Below are 23,027 nucleotides of genomic sequence, written 5' to 3'. Positions count from 1 at the left end.
CCCACCTTAACTATATGGGACTTTTCTTTTATTGTAGTTGGCCATTTATAAGCAATGGTAGGAGTATTTCTTTCAAACGGGTTAATTGATATGACATTAAATTAATTTTGGATATATGTTGATAAATATTTTTCGTTTTATTATGGAAATCAATTAATGTATCTTTTGATGGCAAGTGAATCTTAAATAATTTTAGATCTTCATTATTTAAACCCTCCATTGTAGCGCCGTGCGACAAAATATTCTTTTCATTTTCAAAATAAGGTAAATTAATATAATTTATCATATATTCAAACGCTATTTCGTCACATTTTATACCACAAAACCCTGTTGAAAAAATGTAGTTATCTATTAGGTATTCGTCTAAATTGGAAATATAAATATGTTTAACGCTATTTTTCATTTTTGCAAATCATATGCTATTTTTGATGGGTTGCATATTAGCTCTGTTTTTGCGAGTGACATATTCAATCAAAGGCGCGTCGAAATTGAGTTTTTCGCCCTCAACTTCCGCTGTAGCAATATAATGTTTAGAACCATCAAATCGTATAATTCCTGGTTTTAATATTTGAATATACGGAAAATCAAGCAATGAAACAGTAGCATTTTCAGAAATGAAAATTTTGTTAAAAATAACTTGTCCCAAAACTTGTAACTTATGACACTAGATGTTTTTTAATGTTTTTTTAGCTCTAACAATAGTCGATTTGCTTATTCCTGTGATAGCAACAACCTCGCGGTAAGAGTGGAAGGACAGAAGTTGAACGGCATTTGACACATCCTCGTCGGTATATTTTCGGGGCCTGCCTTCTTTATAATCACTTCGAAGTCTAGCAAACTCTTTACCCGTTTGTGTTCTTTCAACAATCATATTTCTTTCTAACTCAGCAATTGCTAACATAGTAGTTAAGAAGAATCTACCCATTGGCGTATCTTCTAGGAGTCCTATATTTAAAATATGTATAGCAACCTTCTTTTTAAATAGGCGTTCAACAACACGTATTCCTTCAACCGTATTTCTAGCAAACCTATCTAGCTTGGAAACAACCAAAATATCATCTGCCTGTAGGTTTTCTAAAAGTTCGTTAAAAACAGGTCTATCTAATTTAGTACCTGTGAATTGTTCTTCGATTATAGTGGCGTTAGGGTATTTGCCTAGAATTTCGTTTTTTTGCACCTCCAATCCGTATCCATCAACTTGTTTTCTAGTGCTTACCCTTGTGTATCCGTAAATCATAATTTTCACTTCAAATTAAACAATTTTGCACTAATATTTTAAACTATTAGTGATTTTAACTTCTAAATTTAAGCAATGAAAAAATCACACTCTTGAGCTTATAAACTCTTGAATGTGGTTTCTTTGTTTTGAGCTACTTTTAGATCTTTTTTAGAAAATCCCTAATTAAAAAATCCAAAAATTCTTCTTCTTTTCTTTTGGCGTGCGCGGTTTCTTTTTTTAGGGCGACCTGTTGGAAATTATAATCAACCTCACAAGTTTAAACTTGTGATTTTTATTATGCATTGTTGAATTAAAAATTTTAGGCTTATTTAACTATAAATAAGGACTTTTTAAACTAATTTTTAGTTTAAATAGGCTAAATATTTCTTTATATTATTTAGATTAATTGATAAATCAAAATCATCTTTTAAATTTAAAGATCAAAGAAGAGCATAAAAATTAACTAAACATTTGATTCTGAAATATTCATTTAAATCAAAATTTGAGTCAAAAAATTTCAATAATTTTAATTCATTTTTTTTATTTAAATTAAGACTAGAAGTTAAGTAAGCTAAATCAAAATACTTATGATTAAAAGATAAATATTCCCAATCAATTATTTTTAAATTTTTATCTAAAGAGACAATATTATTAATATTTAAATCATTATGACTTAAAACACTTGAAGGCAATTTTTCTAAATTGAAAAACAATTGTTTAATTTCTTTTTCTGTAAAATGCAGATTAATATAATTAGAAGTTTCTTTTTCTTTATATCACTTTAAACATTTTTGATAAGTTTGATTTTTAGATATTTCAATCAAAGGATTTAAATTTTGTAATTCTTTAATATAAGAAACAATAATTTTTAGATTTTTAAAATTACTTTTTCATTGGTCAAAAATATAAAATTTTTGAATTATTTTCTCTTTATCATCATATAAAACAGGAATACAAAAATATAAATTATTTAAAAAATAAAGCGAATTTTGATGATTGAAACCATCATAATTTTTAATTTTTAAGAATAAATTATTGAATTGAAAATTATTATTTGTTAACCCCAATTTAACTGGTTTTAATGCAGTTTTATCAATTTTAATTTTTGCATAGTGACTTTGATAAGCTTTAAAATCAAATTTACGTTTTAAATATATAAAGTCATCAATAATTTCATCATTTAAATCAAAAATTTTTTTTACTAATTTGCGACTAATATTTAAATTTTCAATCAAGCAAACAATATCAAATCCAATATGATTTAATCTACATCATTCAAAATCAATTAACTTGAATTCACTTTTGTGATTCATTAAAATATTTTTACTATTTAAATCCCCATGAGTTGTTTTAAAATAAATCGGGTTTTTATATTTATTAGCAATTCTGTTAAATTCTTCAGATATAAAACCATACGTATTTCAATCAAAAACAGGTAAATTTAAAATATTCAAATTATGAAAGCTCTTAATTTCCTTAAGAAGTTTTAATTGTTGCTTATGATTTAATTTTTTATTACCAACTATTTCGCCATCAAATCATTTTTTTAATAAAACGCCATTTTTATAATAAATGTAGTCATCAAAGTGGCCAATCACTTTTTCTTCAACATTATGCAAAACGAAATCATTAATTGGTATTCGCAATTGATATTTATTTTTTTTATATTCAACCAAATATGTATTATTATGAAAACCACTATAATATAGACTTATTTGACAATTTGATCACTTTAATTCAGCTAAAACCATTTGAATTATTTTTCAATCATGATTATTAATTTTGAAATTATTCATATAAAAATTATAACAATAAGAATTTTCAACCACTAAGTAACTATTTAATTTATAATTAATAAGATTAACATTTAAGATTTTTTATAAGGAGATTACTATGAAAAAACTTAAATTTTATACACCTTTAATTTTATCATTAAGCCCGATTATTGCAGTTTCTGCTGCTTGTGATAATAATAGCAATAATAAAGAAACTTCTGTATTAACAGATGTTAATTTAAAAAATTTAACTAACGAATACAAAGAAGCTTTAATTAATTTAAAAACTAATTTCACCTATAAAGTTGCAGGTACCAAAACTACTTTTACAGCTAATAATAACAGTGAAAATGCAACGGTTTTAAATAAATTAACTCAAGAATTATTGCCTTTAGTGTTGAGTCAAAGAGACATTTATAATGAAGAAGAGCTATCTAGTGATAATAAATTGAATGTTAATCTATTTGATTTATATAAAAAATTAAATAATAGCACTAAATACTCAGAAATTTTAAGTCATTCTAATTTTATTTTTATTCAAAATTCTAAAATTGATGCTGTAATTCAGGCTTTTAATTCTTTGGCACAAGACTTGGTTTCACAAATTTCTGCCGATTCAGTAAATTTTAATAATTTTAGCGACTATGATAATTTAAACAATAATTCACGTTCTTATTTAATTGCTAATTACAATAATTGAACTTTAAATAATAAAATTCCAAGTCAAGACGAAGTTCAAAGAGTAATTAGTTACGATTATAAAACTTTATCAACTTTACTTTCAAACACTAATCCTCAATTATGAGATGAAAGCCATAGTCATGAAATCGTAATTTATGATAACGATAATAAAAATTCACATAATCATTCACATGCTTTAGCTAATATGATTCATGAATTTGCGCATTTATTTGAATTTAATGAAAAAGAAAATATTAAAAATCAATTTTTAGCAGATGCTCAAGAACTTGTGAACTGTCTCGATACACAAATTAATGATGAAAGCATTGAAAATAAAACTATTTACAATGAATTTAAAAATGATTTTTTAATTTTAAAAGAAAAAATAGAGAAACTTTTTTCACAAGAAGTAGAAGATGTAGAAGAATTTAGTATCACTTTCAATGAGCAAGTAAAAAACACTATTAAAATACTTGAAGAAATTTCTAAAATTTTTAAATTAGATACTAAATCAATTTTTGTAGAGATTGCATTAGCAAACGGCAATAAAATTTCAGAACAATAAACTTGTTTTCACAAGTTTTTTTGTTTATTTTTAACATATTTATTTTTTTCTTATATATTAATTAAAATAAAATTAAGGACATTAATCTAATGAGTAAAAAAATTAAAACTTTATTAACTTTATCATCAATAATTTTTCCTCTTACTACAATAATTTCTGTTTCTACTATTCCAAGTCAAAGTGTTCCAGAAAATGATTTAAATCAAGCCAGTTCGGTCGATGTTACTGACACAAGATTGAATTTTAATGATTGAATGAAATATGTAGATGGCAATAAAAGATTGACAGACTTATCAATACCAGGCACTCATGATGCTGCTATGTTTAGCGGCTCTGGTTTTTGGTGAAATGTTGGTGGACAAGCATGAGCTAAAACACAAAGTAGAAATATTGCAACACAATTAAAATCAGGAATTAGATTTTTTGATATTAGAATTAGCAATGACATGTGGATTTATCATGGAAAGGCTGCTTCATCTTTATCTTTTGATGCATTTTTAAATGAAATTAAAAATTTTCTAAAACGGTATCCAAGTGAAACCGTTATTATGCGTTATAAAGATGAAAACACGAATATTCAAGGAATGAGTGCTCAAGATCGAGCAAAATGAAGAGCGAAAATCTATGCATCTTTTTTAAAAGATGGAATTAGAGATATTGTTTATCAAAATGAAACTAATGAATGATTTACTAATCCAACTTTAAATGAGTTAAGAGGAAAACTATATGTAATGGATAACATGCATCATCTTATCTTGGAACATAATAAAGATTTTGGAACTATTTGAAATCCAGGAGTACATATTATTCAAGATCAATACGAAACAGATGAAAATGTTAAATTAAATTTAGTTAAAGAATATTTGAATCTTTCAAATAATGATGACGAAGACAAAGATAGATTAATTGTTAATTTTACTTCTAGATCAAAAGGTGGCTCACAGCCTCATGCAACTGCTCGTCCTATAAATAAAAATATTCTTGAATACTTAAACAATAATCAACAAATTTTAAGAACAGGAATCATAGTTTTCGATTTTCCCGGTGATTCTCTTTTAAAAAGAATTATTAAAACAAACTATGTCTATACACAACGTGAATTAAATCGTGAAGATATTCATCCTCATGTTTCTTTAAGTTTTAGAACTCCTACTGAAGGTAATAATTTTATCGAATATTCTGGAGATGCAACTGATTTTAATTTTAAATTAAACATTAAAGATGAAAATGGACAAGTTAATCAAATTCTAACTGGTACAATTGATTCAAATGCAAAAAAAATAATTTTTGATTATGAATTTTCAAAAAATGAAAATGTAGAATTAAATTATTTTAAAAGAACTGAACCAAATCAATACTATACTATTCCTCAACTTTATAATACTGGAAGCGAGGAATTTAGGGTAAATCCTGATTCAACTATAGATAGATTATTTGATTTATTAGTCGCAAAAATAAATGAAGAAATAAATTATTTGAATAATTTTACTAATTTAAGTGTTTATCAAAATACTTTAGATTATTTCATAAATTTAAAAGCAGAAATTACAAAATTAAAAACAGAAAGAAAAGCACCAATTAGCATAACTAAGGAAAAGTTGACTAATTGAGGAGAGGAATTTAATTCGAATAAAACGAAAATTAATTTAGCTCTTGAAAAGCTCAAAAATCTTTCTGATATCATTAATAAACTAAATCCAATCATTACTACTGAAAATCAAAATTTATTAAATCAAATCTTGGAAGCCAAATTAAATGAATATTTAAATCAAAAAAATAGCAATGATTTAGATACTTTTAATAATAATTTCGACACAAGATTAATCACTAAATTAAACACGGTTTTTGAATTACAGAGTGATATAAATACTTATAATAATCAATTTTTGGAGACTAATTGAATCTTATTTGATAACAAAAAATGAGCTTTCGATTTTTACTTAAATCAAATTGAAACTTATAAAAATAATTTTAATAGTTCACTTAACATTAAATTAACTAACTATTTAAATTCACAAATTACAATTAATACTGATAATTTAGAGGAAATTAATAATCAAATTTTGGATTTTTATAACGGCAAAAAAATCAAAGTTAACTCTTTTAATTCATCAATTGCGAATGCAACTTATTTAAATGATGCACAAAAAAATAGTTTTGAAAATGATTTCACAGCCGACTTCAAATTAGAAGATATTGATTTTAGCAAATGAAATCAATTAATAAATAAAGTAAACGAATTAAATAATTTAACCAAAAAAGCAAACGAAATTATTGCTAATGACAGTTCTTATAAACAAGAAGATCAATATCGTTGAAGTACTGAAGAATTAAAAGAACAATATTTAAATAATTTACAAAAAATTCAAAATTATTTTGTTTCTTCAAAAGTTGAATATTTATCTTCTAATTTAAAAGAATGAATTGACTTAGATGGCACAATTAAAAAGAAAATTCAAAAATATTTTGAAAAAATTGTGACAGAAAAAAATAATAAAATTCAAGCAATTTCTCAAATGGAATATCTTTTAGATTTTCAAAAAAATAATTATAAAAATGAAGTTAATAATACTTTTATTTTAGAAAGAATTTCATCAATTTTTGATATTGCGGTGCAAAAGAATTTACAAAATTCTGAAGATTTTAAAACTATTCAGAAAAAAGAATATTTAAATAGTGTTCAAAAAACTACGTTGTTAAATGATTTAAAAACAAGTGAAAATGATAAAAATTATCAAGATAAATTAAGAAATATTTTGACTTTTGATTTAGAAATAAAAGACAAGAAAACTAATTTGAATTTTTATGAAAATTACTTACAAGAGTCTAATTACATCTATTCTGCTACTGAATTAAAAAATGCTTATAATCAATCCCTAAATAACACAAAAAGATTATTAATTGATAATGAAAATAATTTCACTTTAAACGATTTAATGACCACATGAGAACAATTAATTCAAGCTTTTAATAATTTAAATGGGAATGATAATTTTGATAGTGCTAAAAACGATTTAGTTGAAAAATTAAGAACTAATTTTTATAATAATTTAAGACAAAATCAAAATACAAGTCTTTTAAATAAAGCAGAAGCACTTGAAAATTTTGACGATTTAAAAACTTTACAAAGATTAATTGTTGATTTAAATTTAAAAATGTTACAAATTAATGAACTATTGTCTGAAAGCACAAGTGTAAAGGCAGAAAACGATTTTATTTATGCAACTAATAAAAATCAGAATGCTTATAATGAAGTAATAATTGAGACTCAAAATAACTTAAATCAAAATGTTATTTTAGACACTAATGAAATTCAAAATTTAATAACTTCAATCATATTAGTTAAAAATTCACTCAACGGAATGAATCGTTATAATCAGGAATTAGAACATTTAAAGGGTCAAAATTTAAATATTTCATTTAGAGATGATGTCAATTTAATTAAATCAGCTGATGAAATTCAATTAAGCGATCTAATTATTGAACCAATTCCTAATATGCAAGTTTTAAATTTAAATATTAGTTCATTTAATTTAAATGATGGAACTTTAGAAATTGGTTATCAACTTGAATCAAATTTAGAAAACTTAAATAATTTAAGATCAAATGTAAAAGTTCAAAATTTACAAGCATTATCAGAAATTCAAAGATTAGAATACTTAATTAATACTCCTAATAATATTAGTTTTGATTATCCAAATAAAGAAAATATTTTAGTAACTAATGTGAATAAAGAACAAATTATTAAAAATACTTTAAATTTAAATCAGGCGAAAGTTGTAATTGATTCATTAAGTTTTATGGATGAAAATGAAAAAAGTTTAATTATCAATTATTATTTACAAAGTACTAAAAATAATCTTTTTAGAACAAATATTAAACAAGAAATTTTAAGTGGTTTTGCAAGTATTTATGATTTAAAACAAAAAGAAATTGATAATTTTGCTACTTCTAATTTGATTTTTAACGCAAATTCTTCTTTATTGCCTTCTTATTTAGCTCAAAATTTAAATTTAATTAATTTAAGAACTAATCAAAATGATTATGTTTTAAAAATTAAGGAAATATTGGCTTTCAATGATTTAGAAGGCAAGTTAAAAATTAAATATCAAATTCAAAATCAAGTCAAAGAAAGATTGTTAGTTTCTAAAGATTATGAAATTGAATTATCAGGTTATTTGACTGAATTAAATAGAATAAATAATTTACTTGAATCATTAACTGATGTTAATTTAAGCTTGAATTTTGAAAAAAATCAATATTTAGCTTCTGAACAAATTGATAAAAATTCTTATCAATTAACTCCAAATTTACAAAAAGAAAATGTAGCATTGCAAATTAACACAATTAATTCAAATGACGCACTTGGAATTAATACATTAAACTTAAATTTAACCAGCACAAGAAAGAAAAATCAATTAATTTATAATTATGATTCACAAAATTTAGTTGCAATTCAATCTAATAATAAAAATGTAAATATTGAAGGCTTTATTACAACTGAAAATAATATAAAAGAAAAAAGAAGTCAAGAAAAAGCTAGATTAAATGCAATTAATTTAAATTTTGATGTTAATGATAAAAGTAATTTATTGGCTTCTGAAATTAGTCAAAAAAGAGTTATTCAAACCAGTAATTTAGATAATGAAACCAGTTATGAAATAGTTAATTTAACAAATGTCGATGATATCGAAGGTCAAATTGATGTTGAATATTATGTTACATCAACTAAAAATGGAGTTTATCAAGATTTAAAATCAGATTTGAAAACTTTTAGAATTAATGGTTTTTTAACAGAAAAAAATAGACTAAACGAATTATTAAAAATTCAGATTCCTTCAGTTTCTTTAATTGGAATAAATAAAGAAAATTATCAAAACTTTTTACCTTCTGAGGTTTTTGATCGACTTGAATATAGATTTGATAATTCAACTGCAAAATTATCAATTGAAAGTTTGAGTTATGATGATTTAATTGGGCAAATTCATATCGACTATAAATTAAAAAGTTTAAGAAACAATTTAGAAAATGTTCTTTCATCGCTCAATAATAATTTAACTATCGATGGTTTTGAAACCAAAGCAAAAAGAAGAGAAAAGGAATTAAATTCATTAACTATAGATGATTTAAAAACTCAATATGCCTTTAATCTTACTTATAATAATAAAGATATAACATTGGCTTCAAATGCAGAATCTAATGACAGTAATTGAATAAAAGAAATTTCCAATTTAGAAATTAGTGATTTTCAAATTGTTAATTTTGATGATATCAACGGGATTTTAAATGTTAAATTTAGATTAGTTGATCATCAAAATGACTATGAAGCAATTTCTGATTATAAAAGTATGGAATTAATTTCATTTATGACAGAAAGTCAAAGATTAAACAATCTACTCACTAGTCAAGAAATAAATAAAACTATTAATTTTGTATATGACAATCCAAATAATCTTTGATTAAGCATTTTAGAAAACCAAAAAGAGGGATTGTTAAATAATTTAGAAAATCAATATTTTAATTTTGCTATTACCAATGAAAGTGAAAATCAAGCCAAAATTAAATTGCTTGATATTAAATTTGATGAGAATTTAGCAGCATTAAATTTAATATATACTTTAATTTCAACTAGAGATAATTTAACCAATATTAGCGCTACGCAAAAGCAAAATTATTTAATTAAAAACTTTAAAACTAATTGAACTGAAAAAACTAAAGAGACAATTAATAATTTAAAATTTTTACAAAAAGTTAATGGTATTGATGAGCTGAAATATAATGAATATATTAATATTTTCAACCAAATAGACTCAAAAGCTAAGTATGAGGCGCAAGATGAAATTTTGACTGAAATTCAAAAATTATTAGCTAATTATCGAGTACAACAAAAACAAGAAGAATTAAGAAATGCTTGAGAAAATGCTAAAAACGCCATAAATAACTATGCTGTAGAAGGTTTAATTGAAATTAAAAATAATTTAATTTCAGTAACTGATACTGTTGCTAATAATTTAAATAGCGATGATCTAGAAATTTTAAAGCAAAGCATACAAGATTTAAATTCAATTATGTTAGATAGCACACAAATTAAATTACAGTGAGATAATTTAACTGCCGAAATTAAACATTTAATTAATATTAATAACACTGAAATATTAAATTATAGTTATGAGTTAAATGATGTTTATACACTTTGAAACACTAAAACAAGTGTGGATTCAAATACATTAAATGTAAAAAAATTAAATATTTTCAAAGATGAAATTAATCAAATAGTAGTTGCTTTTAACAAACAAAAATCTCAATTACTTGAAGAAAAGAATGCTATTTTAACTAGCAATTCAGAAATAATAGATAATTTAACACTGAATCAAAACCAAAAAAATGTTTTAAAAAATAGAACCAATATTGAAACACATCTAGATGATTTAAAACTTTATCAAACTTTTATTATCGAATACCAAAAAACATTGAATTCATTTGCTAAAAACAATTTAAATGCAAAACAATTTGAAATTGCAAATAAAAAAATTCAAAACATTACTAATATGAACGAATTAAATGATTTTCAGACTGAAAACATAGAATTGAACAATGAAATGGGTATTTTGAACCAAACTTTAAATATAATTGAAGAAAATATTCAAAATAACAAAAAACTTCAAGAAAAATTCAGTAACTTGAAAAACGAATTGCAAATTGATGAGTTAGACACTTCAGAAGAAGTAAAATTAGCAAATCAAAAATTAAATGAATTTTTAAACAATGAAAGTGTTAAAAAGTCAAAATCTAGAAATTGAATGCCAATTACTTTGGGTTCTGTTTTTGGAACTCTTGGTTTGACGTCTATAGCAGGATCGTTCGGACTTTTTAAATGAATAAAAAATAAAAAATTAAAAAAATAAATTTTTAAAAAACGTAAAAGACTAATTTATAGACTTTTACGTTTTCTTATTCATAATAACCTTTTAATAATTAGTAATTATAACTTCTTCACCCTTTCTGTTAGAACCAACAGAATTAATCATTCTTTTAACAGGTATAACTTCTATTTTATAGTTTTCATAAAGCTCATTAATTAGGGGTGTATTGTGATTCGTTAACAAAATTTTGCAACCTTTTTGATCCAATTTTTTAACTAAGTTAGCCAATCTAATATGATCATCTAAATTAAAACCCGTGTTAGTATATGCGTCAAATGAAGTGCTATTTAAAGGCGCATAAGGGCTATCAATAAAAATAAAATCATCTTTTTTTGCATTTTTCAAAACTGTAGCAAAATCAGTATTTTCAATTTTGACATTTTGTAAAAATTCATGTACTTTTCATAAATTGTCTGGATCAATTGAAGTTGTAACTTTTCCATTATATGGAACATTGAATAATCCATTTTTATTAACTCTATATACGCCATTAAAACAATGTTTATTTAAAAATATAAATAAAGCGGCTATTCTTGCATTCAAATTCTTATTTAAAATATTTTGATTATATTCATCTCTTAATTTATAAAAATATTCTTTGCCATTATTAAGAGAATCAATTTCATTGATTTCAAAAATTAAATCTTCAATATTAAATTTAATTTGATTATAAACATTAATTAATTGTTGATTAATATCATTAATAATTGCTTTATTGGGCGAAACTTCAAATAAAAGGGCACCACCACCTACAAAAGGCTCATAATAATTGTTATATTTTTCTGGCATTCGTTTTTTAATTTGTTCTAAAAGTTGTCTTTTACCACCAACTCACTTTACAAAAGGTTTCATTATATCTCCGTTAAATTTATTTTAACTAATAAACTACACTTTACATTGTAAAAAAATAAATCAGTTAATTCTGATTTATTCTTGAATTTTTAAATGTAAATCTTTCAATTGTTCTTCAGAAACTGCAGAAGGTGCAGAAGTGAAAATGTCTTGATTTTTGGCATTTTTAGGGAAAGTAATTACATCACGAATAGTTTTTTGTTTAGCTAAAATCATTGTGAGTCTGTCTAATCCTAAACCAATTCCACAATGAGGAGGAAGTCCATAGTCAAATGCTCTTAAGAATCAACCAAATTGTGACTCCTGTTGCTCTTTTGACATTTTTAAAATATCAAACATTTTCTCTTGAATGTTTTTATCATAAATTCTTGCAGAACCTGAACCTAATTCAAAACCATTTAAAACTAAATCATAAGATTTGGCTTTAATTTCTGAAAGTGGCAATTTATCTAAATCTTCAATTGGATTATCAAATTGGGTAAATGGGTGATGAGCTGCTTGTCAAGTATCATTTTCTTCATCATACTCAAACATTGGTCAATCAGTAATTCAAGAAAGATGATATTCATTTTCATTTGCATAATGAAATTTGTCATTCAACTCAACTCTTACAGCTCCTAAAGCTTTAGAAGCATTTTCATAAGTGTTAGCCACTATAAAATATGAACCGTTTTTATTTGTAAAATTATTGACTAATTCTTTCACTGCTTCAGGTACTTTATTAGCAAAATTACTATGAAGCACTTGATTATTTTCATAAACGAAATAGAACAAGATATTCGCTTTATTTTTCAAGGCAATTTCTTCAAGCTCTTTGAAATCTTTTTTGGTAATTAAATTATCAACTTTCAACAAACGTTTACTTGGGCTATCTTTAATAATATTAAAATCAGTATTTTGACAAAAATCATTAATATCAATGATTTTATAATCAAATCTTAAATCTGGTTTATCGGTTCCATAATCTCTTAAGGCATCAAAGTATTTAATTCGTGCAAAAGGTTTTTTGATTTTAATTCCAACTGATTTAAATATATGAACAAATAAATTTTCAATATATTTTTGGAAGTCTTCAACTTTTGTGAAAGCAACTTCAATATCTAATTGAGTGAATTCAGGTTGTCTATCTTTTCTGCCATCTTCATCTCGAAAACATCTAGCAAATTGATAATATTTTTCAAATCCAGAAGCCATTAATAATTGTTTAAATAATTGCGGACTTTGCGGTAAAGCTCAAAATTCATTTTTATTTCTAGTTGGAACTAAGAAATCACGTGCGCCTTCAGGAGTGCTTTTAGCTAACATTGGAGTTTCAATATCCAAGAAACCGTTTTTGAACATAAATTCACGCACTGCAAACATAATTTGATTTTTTAACATAATGTTTTGTTGCATAATAGGACGACGTAAATCTAAAAAACGGTATTTAAAACGATTATCTTCTTTAGTATCAATATCATCACGAATAGCAAAAGGTAATTCTTCATTAGCTTTTGAAAAAATTTCATATTTGGTAACTTTAATTTCAATTTTACCAGTTGGTAAATTTAAATTAGGTACAAGTCTTTTAGTTACAATTCCGGTAATTTGGATTGCGCTTTCTTTAGGAACTTTAAAGTCACCTTTAATTACACATTGAACAATTCCAGAACGGTCTCTTAAATCAATAAAAGTTAATTCACCAAATCTTCTTTTATTCGCAATTCAACCATGTAAAGTCACTTTTTTGTTTAAATCTTTAAGTGACAAACTATTATTATTAATTTTTTTACTTTTCATAATTTCCTTAGAATTTACTCTTCTATATTCATTTCTTTTTCTATAAAATCGAGAATTTTATTAATTAAACTTTCATCATATAAATCTAAAATTAGTTTTTGATTAGTAACTAAATTTTTTAATACTATTTGATCTTCATTTTCAATAAAATCATCATTGGTAATTAAAAACTGTGCATTCAACCTTTTAGCTTTTTCAAAAATTTTCTTTGCTTTTGTAGCTTTATTTATAAAAGAAGTCGAACAAAAGTTACTACTTAAAGCCATTGAAATGTTGAAAAAATCTACTAATTTATTTTCTTGATTTGTGCCAATTAAAACTAAAACTTCTTCTGGATTAAGATTTTCTTTAGCCTTTTGTTCAACTAAAAAATCTAAACAACGATCAACTCCGAAGCCTCATCCACAAGCGGACATTTCTGGACCATTTAATTCTTGAATTAATTTAGAATATCTTCCTCCGCCAATAATAGTACTTTGTGCAAAATTATCAACATCTAAAACAAATTCAAAAACAGTTTGATCATAGTAATCTAAACCTCTGACTAATGAATCATCCACTTCATAAACAATATCATTATCAGTTAATAAAAGCAAAATTTTATTAAAGTAATTTTTGCTAAACTCATTTAAAAAGTCTTTATTTTTAGGTGCATTTTTTACAAATTCTTTTTGACTATCTTCTTTATCATCAAGAATTCTTAAAACATTTTTTTCTAATCTTTTTTGATTGAGTTCATTTAATTCATTTTTATAAGGTAAAAAATATTCTTTCAAAGCTTGTTGATATTTTTGCTTACTTTCATTATCACCTAAAGTGTTAATTTTTAATTTATATGGAACATTTAATTCTTTTAAAAATTCTGCTGCTAAAATAATAATTTCAGCATCATTAAAAGGATTAGCTTCACCAATAAATTCAATTCCTGCTTGATTAAATTGACGATATCTACCTTTTTGCGGTTGCTCATATCTAAACATTGGACCTCAATACCAGTATTTATTTAAATGATTAGCCGCATATCATTTTTCATTAACTAAAGCGCGAATAAAACCGGCTGTTCCTTCAGGCCTTAAAGTAATTTCTCTTTTTCCCTTATCAATGAAGTCATACATTTCTTTTTGCACAATATCACTTTCAGGTACACTACGGCGATAAAGTTCACTCGGTTCTAAAATTGGAGTTTCAATGGCTTTAAAATTAAATGCATTCATATAAGCTACAAATAAAGATCTGATTTCTTCTCTTATTTGGCTTTCAAAAATATTACTATCTCTTGTTCCTTTAATTTTGTTCATAAAATTCTCATTTCTTTATCATACTTTTAATACATATTTATATATTTTAGTATATGTAATAATAAATAAAAAAATTAACTAAATTTTAGTTAATTTATATTCCACATCAGAAATTTTAATGTTATTTAATTTATTCAAAATTTCATCATTAATTGAATAAATTAAATTTTCCATAAATTTACCCATTCCTTGACTGATCATACAATAATTTTGATTTTGCCCACTAGTTCATGAATTTTTTAAAAATTCAAATTCTAAACTTAAAGCTATTTCTTTTAAAGTAAGATTTTGGTAATTATTATTAAATTGATAGCCACCATTTTTACCCATTTTTTTAATGACATATTTTTTTTCGGTTAATTGCCTTAATACTTCTCTTACCCTAACTGGATTGGTACAAACATTTTCAGAAATACTAGTGCTACTCATACATTCTTGGCGATTATATAAAAGAACTAAAGTATGCAACGCAATTACATAGTCACTAAAACTATTTTTATTACTATTTATTTTTTTCATAATATAAAATTATAAAAAAATCTAGAAAATCAAAGATAAATTTAAAATTAATATCTAAATAAAATAGGCAAAAAAATAATAATTTGGTAAAAAAGTAGCAATTTTTTAATTTTTTCTTTTTGTAAGCAAATGTATAAAAAATAAATAATTTATATTTATATTATTTATAATATATACGACATAAAAAATTGGTTTTTGTGTCAAATATTTATACATTTCTTACAAGGAGAAATTCGTGAGTAAAATCAGAGTATATAGTGAAATTGGAAACCTTAAAAAGGTTTTAGTTCACACCCCAGGAGACGAAATTAGGCGTATCAGTCCAAGTCGTCTTGAAGAATTATTATTTTCAGCTGTACTTGAACCAAATGCAGCGATCGAAGAACACAAAAGATTTGTGAAACTTTTAGAAGATCGTGGAATTCAAGCAATTCAACTTTCTGACTTAGTAGCAGAAACATATGTTAAATATGCTACAGCAGAACAAAAAGCAGCTTTTATTGAAAAATATTTAGATGAAGCTACTCCTGCTCTTTCAGCAGAAAACAGAGAAAGAGCTAAAAAATACATTCTTTCATTAGAAATGCAACCAGTTAAAATGATTAGAACAATGATGGCTGGTCTTTCAAAATATGAATTAAATGTTGAGAGCAACATTGAATTAATTATTGATCCAATGCCAAACTTGTACTTTACACGTGATCCATTTGCATCAGCAGGAAATGGAATTTCATTAAATAATATGAAATACGTTGTAAGAAAACGTGAAACTATCTTTGCAGAATTTATTTTTGCTATTCACCCTGAATACAAAGAAACACCACATTGATTTGATCGTTTAGATCACGGAAGCATTGAAGGTGGAGACGTATTCGTTTACAACAAGGACACATTAGTGATTGGAGTTAGTGAAAGAACTAACAAAGAAGCAATTATTACAATTGCAAAACATATTCAAGACAACAAAGAAGCAGAATTTAAGAAAATTGTTGCTATCAATGTTCCACCAATGCCAAACTTAATGCACTTAGATACATGATTGACAATGGTTGATAAAAATAAATTTATTTATTCACCAAATATGTTATCTGTGTTAAAAATTTGAGAAATTGATTTAGCTAAACCAATTGAAATGGTTGAATCAAATAAATCATTAACAGAAGTATTAGAAAGCATTATCGGTGAAAAACCTATTTTAATTCCTATCGCAGGAGAAGGTGCTTCACAATTAGACATTGATATTGAAACACATTTTGATGGAACTAATTACTTAACAATAGCTCCAGGTGTTGTTGTCGGTTATTCAAGAAATGAAAAAACCGAAAAGGCATTAAAAGCTGCAGGAATTACTGTCCTTTCATTTGAAGGAAACCAATTATCATTAGGTATGGGTTCAGCTAGATGTATGTCAATGCCATTAGTAAGAGAAGATGTTAAATAAGATGACACAACTTACTATAAAAATTCATAAATAATTAATTAAAAGTAAATTTATTAATTTAATTAATAAATAAGTTAACTAAATATATATTAGGAGAAATAATGCCATTAAACTTAAAAGGAAGAAGTTTAGATTCAGCATTAAATTTAACTACTGACGAAGTAAATTATCTTTTAGATCTTTCAATCGATTTAAAAAGATCAAAACAACAAGGATTACATGTTAACAATCGTCCATTAGTTGGAAAAAACATTGTTATTATGTTCCAAAAAGACTCAACAAGAACACGTTGTGCTTTTGAAGTAGCAGCAGCTGACTTAGGTGCATCATGTACTTACATCGGACCAGCAGGTTCAAACTTTGGTAAAAAAGAATCAATTGAAGATACAGCTATGGTTTTAGGCCAAATGTATGATGGAATTGAATTCCGTGGATTTGCTCAAGCTGATGTTGATGCATTAGTTAAATATTCAGGTGTACCTGTATGAAACGGTTTAACCGACGCAGAACACCCAACACAAATGTTCGCCGACTTAATGACAATTAAAGAATTTAAAGGCGACTTAAAAGGCAAAAAACTTGTTTTTGCTGGAGACATCAAAAACAACGTGGCACGTTCTTTAATGATTGGTGCAGCTTTTACAGGTATGCACATTGTTTTAGCAGGACCAGAAGCACAACATGAAATTGTTAAAAATGGTCCAGACCACAAAGCAGTTTATGAAGCTTGCTTAAAATTATTTGAAAGAAATGGTGGATCAGTATCATTTACTGCAGACAAAATTGAAGCTGCTAAAGATGCAGATGCTATTTATACAGACGTATGAGTATCATTAGGTGAACCATTTGAATTATTTGAACCAAGAATTCAAGAATTAGGTGCTTTCCAAGTAGATATGGCAATGATTAAAGCAGCTAAAGAAGATGTTATTTTCTTACACTGTTTACCAGCATTCCATGATGACCACACACAATTTTCAGCTGAAATTAAAAAACAATTCGGTGACAAATATCCTGTGGTAGCTACTGGAGCAATGGAAGTTACTGACGAAGTATTCCAATCAAAATACAACAAATCAATTCAACAAGCTGGAAACCGTATGCATACAATTAAAGCAGTTATTTTAGCAACATTAGGTTACTAAAATAATTCTTTTATATAAATAAGTACGAAAGAACTTAAAATGTCAAAAATTGTTATTGCCCTTGGTGGTAATGCTTTAGGAAATAATCCTGAAGAACAAAAACAATTAGTACAAGTACCAGCTAAAAAAGTAGCTGAATTAGTGCAAGCTGGACACCAAGTGCTTGTAGGTCATGGAAATGGCCCACAAGTTGGGATGATTTTCAATGCTTTTGCAGATGCAAAAAAAGTTAATGAAAAAACTCCATTAGTTCCTTTTGCCGAAGCAGGTGGAATGAGTCAAGGATACATTGGCTACCACATGTTAACAGCTATTACAAATGAATTAACTAAAGCAGGAATTGATAAAGATGTTTTATACTTTTTAACTCAAACTATCGTTGATTCAAACGATCCTGCTTTTAGTAAACCAACCAAACCAGTTGGACCTTTCTATGCTTCAAAAGAAGAAGCAGAATTAAATAATCCAAATTCAACAATCGTTGAAGATGCAGGTAGAGGCTACAGAAAAGTAGTTCCAAGTCCTAAACCAATTGACTTCATCGGAATGAGGTCAATTAAAACTGCTTTTGACAATGGAAACATTGTTATTGCAGGTGGTGGTGGTGGAATTCCAACCATCATTGAAAACAACCTTTATAAAGGGGTTGATGGAGTTATTGATAAAGATTTTGCTTTAGCAAAAATCGCTTCAAAAATTGAAGCTGATATGTTTATCGTTTTAACTGCTGTTGATTATGTTTATGTAAATTACAACAAACCTGATCAAAAGAAATTAGAAACTGTAACTATTAGTGAATTAGAAGAATACATTAAACAAGGACAATTTGCTCCAGGTTCAATGTTACCTAAAGTTGAAGCGGCAATTAACTTCGTAAAAGCAAACCCTCAAAATGTTGCAATTATTGCTTCATTAGAAAAAGTAGGGGATGCTGTGGCTGGTACTTCAGGTACCAGAGTAATTAATGGGTAATCCATTTTATAGTGTATGTGTGTTATTTTATTTATATTTAAATATCAATTTTTATAGTCATTTTTAAAAATGACAATCAGTTTTAAATAGCATTGGGCCTATTTAAACAAAAATCAAAAAAAAAAAAAAAAAAGGAAAAATATGTCTCAACAACAAGAAACAAAATTTGTTGCTGAAAAATCTACTGCTAAGAAAATTAGTTTCTTCTCAGCGATGCTTATTGTTATCGGTGGATCAATTGGAGCTGGAATTTTCTTCAAAAGTGGAAATGTTTTAGCGAACTCACAAGGTTCACTACTTTTAGCAGCTTTTTCTTGAATTATTGCTTCCTTTGCTGTTATTGCAATGGCATTAGCATTAATTGAAATTGCAAGCGTTCGTAATGACAACTTATCATTAATTGGTTGAAACAAAGTTTTCAACAAAAAAATTACAGCTAACGCTTCAAAAAACTTTATGGTATATATTTACTTACCATTAACATATTTCTTTATGCCTCTTTACGTTATTATGTCTCTTCAAGATGGTCTTGGAGCATTATTAGATAAAGATGCAGCCGTATTTGGCACAAATGTTGACTGATTAATTTGAACAATTATTTCATTAGCAATGTCAGCATACTTCTTAACTATTCCAACCTTATGATCAAGAGTTGGAGACGTGCAAAACAAAATTGTTACAGCAATCAAATTCTTCCCATTAGTATTTATTGCAATTATTGGTTTTGTTTTAGCAATTACTAAAACTGGTGGTCAAGGTGATGTAACTATTAAAGTTACCGAAGACATCACAAAAACCATTGCAAATGGTCAAGAAGAACTTAAAAACATTGGCGGATTTGGTGCCTTTTTAGGAATTTTCTTATCAATGACTGCTATTTTCTTTGCTTATGATGGCTTTTATGTAGCAGCAGGTATTTCTTCAGAAATGAAAGAACCTAAAAAAACTCCTTTAGCTTTATTCTTAGGACTTGCAATTACTACAGTTATTTATTTAATAATTGCAATTTCAATGTCAATTAATGGCGGAAGCTTCTTTGGTATGAGAGACTTTATGGCTAATTTAATGGGAGCAACCGCTGCCAAATGATTATTTGGTATTATGAATATTGCTATTGCAATTGGAGTATTAGGAATCATTAATGGTTTCTCAATGTGAGCTCCACGTTATGTTGAAGATTTATTAGCAACAGGTGAATTACCATTCTGAGAAAAAGTTTATAAAAAATTAAATCCAAATAAACCAGTCATTGGTGTTATTTACTCAATTGTAATTACCATTCCAGTTGTATTGTTATTCACAATTATTGGTGCAATAGCTTACATTCCTAATGCTGATTATGATATTTATGGTTCAGGAATGGCTTCATTATATGCATTTGCAGACTTAATGGCTAACTGAACAGCATTATTCACATTTGCCTTTATTGTTATGGCAATTTTTGGTGGAATAGTAAATAGAAGAACAAAGAGAATTGAAATTCCACAAAAATCAAAATACTTCTTAGTTTGAGCTTGAATTTCAGTTATTTTAATTTTTGCAGCTTTAATTGTTTCTGTTTTAGAACCAGCCGTAAACTTAATGTTATTAATTGGTTTCAGAGGCACAACTGAAGAATTAATGCCAATATTAATTGGTAGAATTATGTTGCTTGTAACCTTATTAATTTATGTAATTTTAAGTTATGGTGTAACATTCATCGAAAATGAAGTAATAAGAAGAAAATATGGTTCAGTAGAAAAATTTGAAGAATACAAAAAAGGAGTGTTGAAAATTTAATCAACAATTAATTATGAAAAAAATTAAAACACTTTTAGGTTGTGCTTTAACTATTGCTCCTGTTACTCTTCCATTAGCTTTAGTAGTTTCATGTGAAGCTTCACCAAAAAAAGAAGCAGTTAACTATCTTGACAGTTACATCTCAACAATGAGAGAAGGCTTAGAAAGTGCACTTGCTCAATTAGGCGAAAATGGTGATGCAGCACAAAAAAGCGAATTAAAATTACAATTAGCAAGTATTGATGACTTAAGATCACAACTTGTTGAACAATTATCAAATGGTACTGATGCTGAAGCAAAAGAATTTATTTCAACTTTTAAATTAATTCCAGCAAGCTCAACACAACAAAAACTTAATGAAATGCTTGCTAAAATTGTTCAAAATAAAAAACAAGAAAAAGCAAAAAATACAAATTCAACTGAAAATAGTTCTGCAACTACGGAATCAAATTAAAATCAAACCCACTTTTGTGGGTTTTTTCTTTATCGTAATCAAAACAAATTGTATTTTAATTAGATTTTACTTTTTAGGAAAATTATTATGAAAATAAAAAATAAATTTAAATTTGCATTTTTATCAGTTTTAAGTTTTATTACTGTATTTTTTAGCTCATCAAAAATAAACTATCAATTAAGTTTAACGGAAGTCAAGATTCAAATTAAAGAAACAAATTCTATTAATGAAAATAAAAGAGATATTAATAATAATTCAAATAATGACAATCGAAAGAAACTTCTTTATAATTCTTCTCATCAAGAACAATTTGATTTAGTTAATTATTCAAAAGAAGCAAGAATTGCCAATATAAATAAATTTAAAAATGAAGATGAAAAAATTAATGTTGGAATTTTGGAAGTTGGAGATGAAAAGGGACATCGTAATGCTTTAATCAACGCAAAAGATATAGACTATTTTGATAATACTATATACAAAATTGACGTATATAACAATTGAAGATGAAAAACAGGATATAGTGAACACGCTACAAAAGTTGCTTCAATAGCTGGAGGCTATGAAGGGGTTAATCCTAATATAAATTTGTATGGACAATGGTTTGATGACGATGACGATTTTGAAGATGAGATAAGATATTTTAAATCTAAAAATGTAAAAGTTATTAATATGTCATTTGGCCTAAAATATCATGATAACATAGACTTAAAATATAATTTAAATTCTGCAAAACTAGATAAAGTTGCGCAAGAAAATCCTGAAATTATTTTTGTGGCTTCAGCAGGAAATGATGGCGATGAATCTATACATAAGTTAAATAATTGAGCATTGGCAAATAATATCTTAGTTGTTGGATCAACTAACAATGGTAAAAATAGAGCTTATTATTCAAGTTATGATTCTGATACTGATAGACAAATAACTTTATTGGCTCCAGGATTATATTATAAAAATGGAATACCATTTAATGGAACAAGTTTTGCAGCTCCATTTATAACAGGAATCATTTCATTGACTTTACAAAAATATCCAAAAATTTATGAAAAAGGAAAAAATAATATTATTGCAATATCTGCAATTTCTACAGCTACAAAAAATAGAAATAATAATATATTAATCAATTTTGATGGTGCAGGTATTTTTGATTATAACAAACTTGATCAAGCATTTAGTAATCTTTATTATCACACAAAAGAAAACAAGTTAAAAGATTATTTAATTAAGGAAATTATTTTAAAGGAAAATCAAACAATAAAATTATCTTTATCTTGAGAAGCTAATGTGACAACTAAAATCAAAGATAGACCAGGGCCACCTGTTCATAGCGTTGGTTTTAATACTGCATTAATTTTAAATAATAAACCAAATAATAATGTTTTTCCGCCTATAAAAACTTGACGAAGAACAATGCAAACCAAAATTGAAAATTTTGATTTGTTTTTACTTGATGAAAACAATAATATTGTTCAAAAATCCGATTCTTTAAACAGGAATATTGAACTAATTGAATGAAAAGTTAAAAAAACAGGAAAATATAAAATTAAAGTAATAGGACCATTAGAAAAACAAGATTTTGCTTTATCATACACGCTTGATTAAACTAAAAGATATATTGAATTCACTTT

15 protein-coding genes are annotated in these 23,027 nt (G+C 25.8%); 8 read left to right on the top strand and 7 right to left on the bottom strand.

What is annotated here, in order from left to right:
• Window positions 1–28: 28 nt before the first annotated feature.
• From Q346_RS03870 to Q346_RS0102680, 3 genes are all read right to left on the bottom strand, one after another.
• Window positions 29–646 (bottom strand): restriction endonuclease subunit S, encoded by a 618-nt coding sequence (locus Q346_RS03870; RefSeq protein WP_051521801.1) that lies wholly within the window; start codon window positions 644–646, stop codon window positions 29–31.
• An 18-nt stretch (window positions 647–664) separates the two neighbouring features.
• Complete coding sequence (locus Q346_RS0102685; protein WP_027332956.1) at window positions 665–1,237, bottom strand: recombinase family protein; 573 nt, start codon at window positions 1,235–1,237, stop codon at window positions 665–667.
• 344 nt (window positions 1,238–1,581) lie between these two features.
• Window positions 1,582–3,015, bottom strand: coding sequence for a phosphotransferase (locus tag Q346_RS0102680; RefSeq protein WP_027332955.1), 1,434 nt, complete (start codon window positions 3,013–3,015; stop codon window positions 1,582–1,584).
• A gap of 97 nt (window positions 3,016–3,112) precedes the next feature.
• Here Q346_RS0102680 and Q346_RS0102675 point away from each other — a divergent pair, with 97 nt between their 5' ends.
• On the top strand, window positions 3,113–4,240 hold the full coding sequence (locus Q346_RS0102675; protein ID WP_027332954.1) for an MAG5150 family histidine triad lipoprotein: 1,128 nt from the start codon (window positions 3,113–3,115) through the stop codon (window positions 4,238–4,240).
• An 89-nt stretch (window positions 4,241–4,329) separates the two neighbouring features.
• On the top strand, window positions 4,330–11,145 hold the full coding sequence (locus Q346_RS0102670) for a phosphatidylinositol-specific phospholipase C domain-containing protein (protein WP_027332953.1): 6,816 nt from the start codon (window positions 4,330–4,332) through the stop codon (window positions 11,143–11,145).
• A 63-nt stretch (window positions 11,146–11,208) separates the two neighbouring features.
• Here Q346_RS0102670 and Q346_RS0102665 read toward each other — a convergent pair whose 3' ends face one another.
• From Q346_RS0102665 to Q346_RS0102650, 4 genes are all read right to left on the bottom strand, one after another.
• On the bottom strand, window positions 11,209–12,015 hold the full coding sequence (locus tag Q346_RS0102665) for a DNA adenine methylase (protein WP_036438017.1): 807 nt from the start codon (window positions 12,013–12,015) through the stop codon (window positions 11,209–11,211).
• 75 nt (window positions 12,016–12,090) lie between these two features.
• Window positions 12,091–13,794, bottom strand: coding sequence for an aspartate--tRNA ligase (gene aspS / locus Q346_RS0102660; protein WP_027332951.1), 1,704 nt, complete (start codon window positions 13,792–13,794; stop codon window positions 12,091–12,093).
• Between the two features lie 14 nt (window positions 13,795–13,808).
• Window positions 13,809–15,092, bottom strand: coding sequence for a histidine--tRNA ligase (gene hisS / locus Q346_RS0102655; protein WP_027332950.1), 1,284 nt, complete (start codon window positions 15,090–15,092; stop codon window positions 13,809–13,811).
• Between the two features lie 78 nt (window positions 15,093–15,170).
• Window positions 15,171–15,611, bottom strand: coding sequence for an Rrf2 family transcriptional regulator (locus tag Q346_RS0102650; RefSeq protein ID WP_063625862.1), 441 nt, complete (start codon window positions 15,609–15,611; stop codon window positions 15,171–15,173).
• Between the two features lie 235 nt (window positions 15,612–15,846).
• Here Q346_RS0102650 and Q346_RS0102645 point away from each other — a divergent pair, with 235 nt between their 5' ends.
• The 6 genes from Q346_RS0102645 to Q346_RS04030 all read left to right on the top strand — a co-directional run bounded on the left by Q346_RS0102645 (window position 15,847) and on the right by Q346_RS04030 (window position 23,001).
• A complete protein-coding gene (locus Q346_RS0102645; RefSeq protein ID WP_027332948.1) occupies window positions 15,847–17,052 on the top strand; it encodes an arginine deiminase family protein in 1,206 nt (401 codons plus the stop codon).
• A 101-nt stretch (window positions 17,053–17,153) separates the two neighbouring features.
• Complete coding sequence (argF, locus tag Q346_RS0102640) at window positions 17,154–18,197, top strand: ornithine carbamoyltransferase (protein WP_027332947.1); 1,044 nt, start codon at window positions 17,154–17,156, stop codon at window positions 18,195–18,197.
• Between the two features lie 39 nt (window positions 18,198–18,236).
• On the top strand, window positions 18,237–19,169 hold the full coding sequence (gene arcC, locus Q346_RS0102635; protein ID WP_027332946.1) for a carbamate kinase: 933 nt from the start codon (window positions 18,237–18,239) through the stop codon (window positions 19,167–19,169).
• Window positions 19,170–19,310: 141 nt separating this feature from the next.
• Window positions 19,311–20,948: an APC family permease gene (locus Q346_RS0102630; protein ID WP_027332945.1), complete on the top strand. Its 1,638-nt coding sequence runs from the start codon at window positions 19,311–19,313 to the stop codon at window positions 20,946–20,948.
• Complete coding sequence (locus Q346_RS0102625; RefSeq protein ID WP_036438013.1) at window positions 20,914–21,402, top strand: hypothetical protein; 489 nt, start codon at window positions 20,914–20,916, stop codon at window positions 21,400–21,402. The genes Q346_RS0102630 and Q346_RS0102625 overlap by 35 nt, the downstream gene beginning before the upstream one ends.
• Before the next feature lie 87 nt (window positions 21,403–21,489).
• The gene (locus tag Q346_RS04030; protein ID WP_051521800.1) at window positions 21,490–23,001 is read left to right on the top strand and encodes a S8 family serine peptidase; all 1,512 of its coding nucleotides are present in this window, start codon (window positions 21,490–21,492) and stop codon (window positions 22,999–23,001) included.
• Window positions 23,002–23,027 lie beyond the last annotated feature (26 nt).

The organism is Mycoplasmopsis gallinarum DSM 19816 (assembly GCF_000621085.1).
Classification (GTDB): Bacteria; Bacillota_I; Bacilli_A; order Mycoplasmatales; family Metamycoplasmataceae; genus Mycoplasmopsis; species Mycoplasmopsis gallinarum.
The sequence above is the reverse complement of the archived record's forward strand: the minus strand, read 5'-3'. Positions and strand labels throughout refer to the sequence as shown.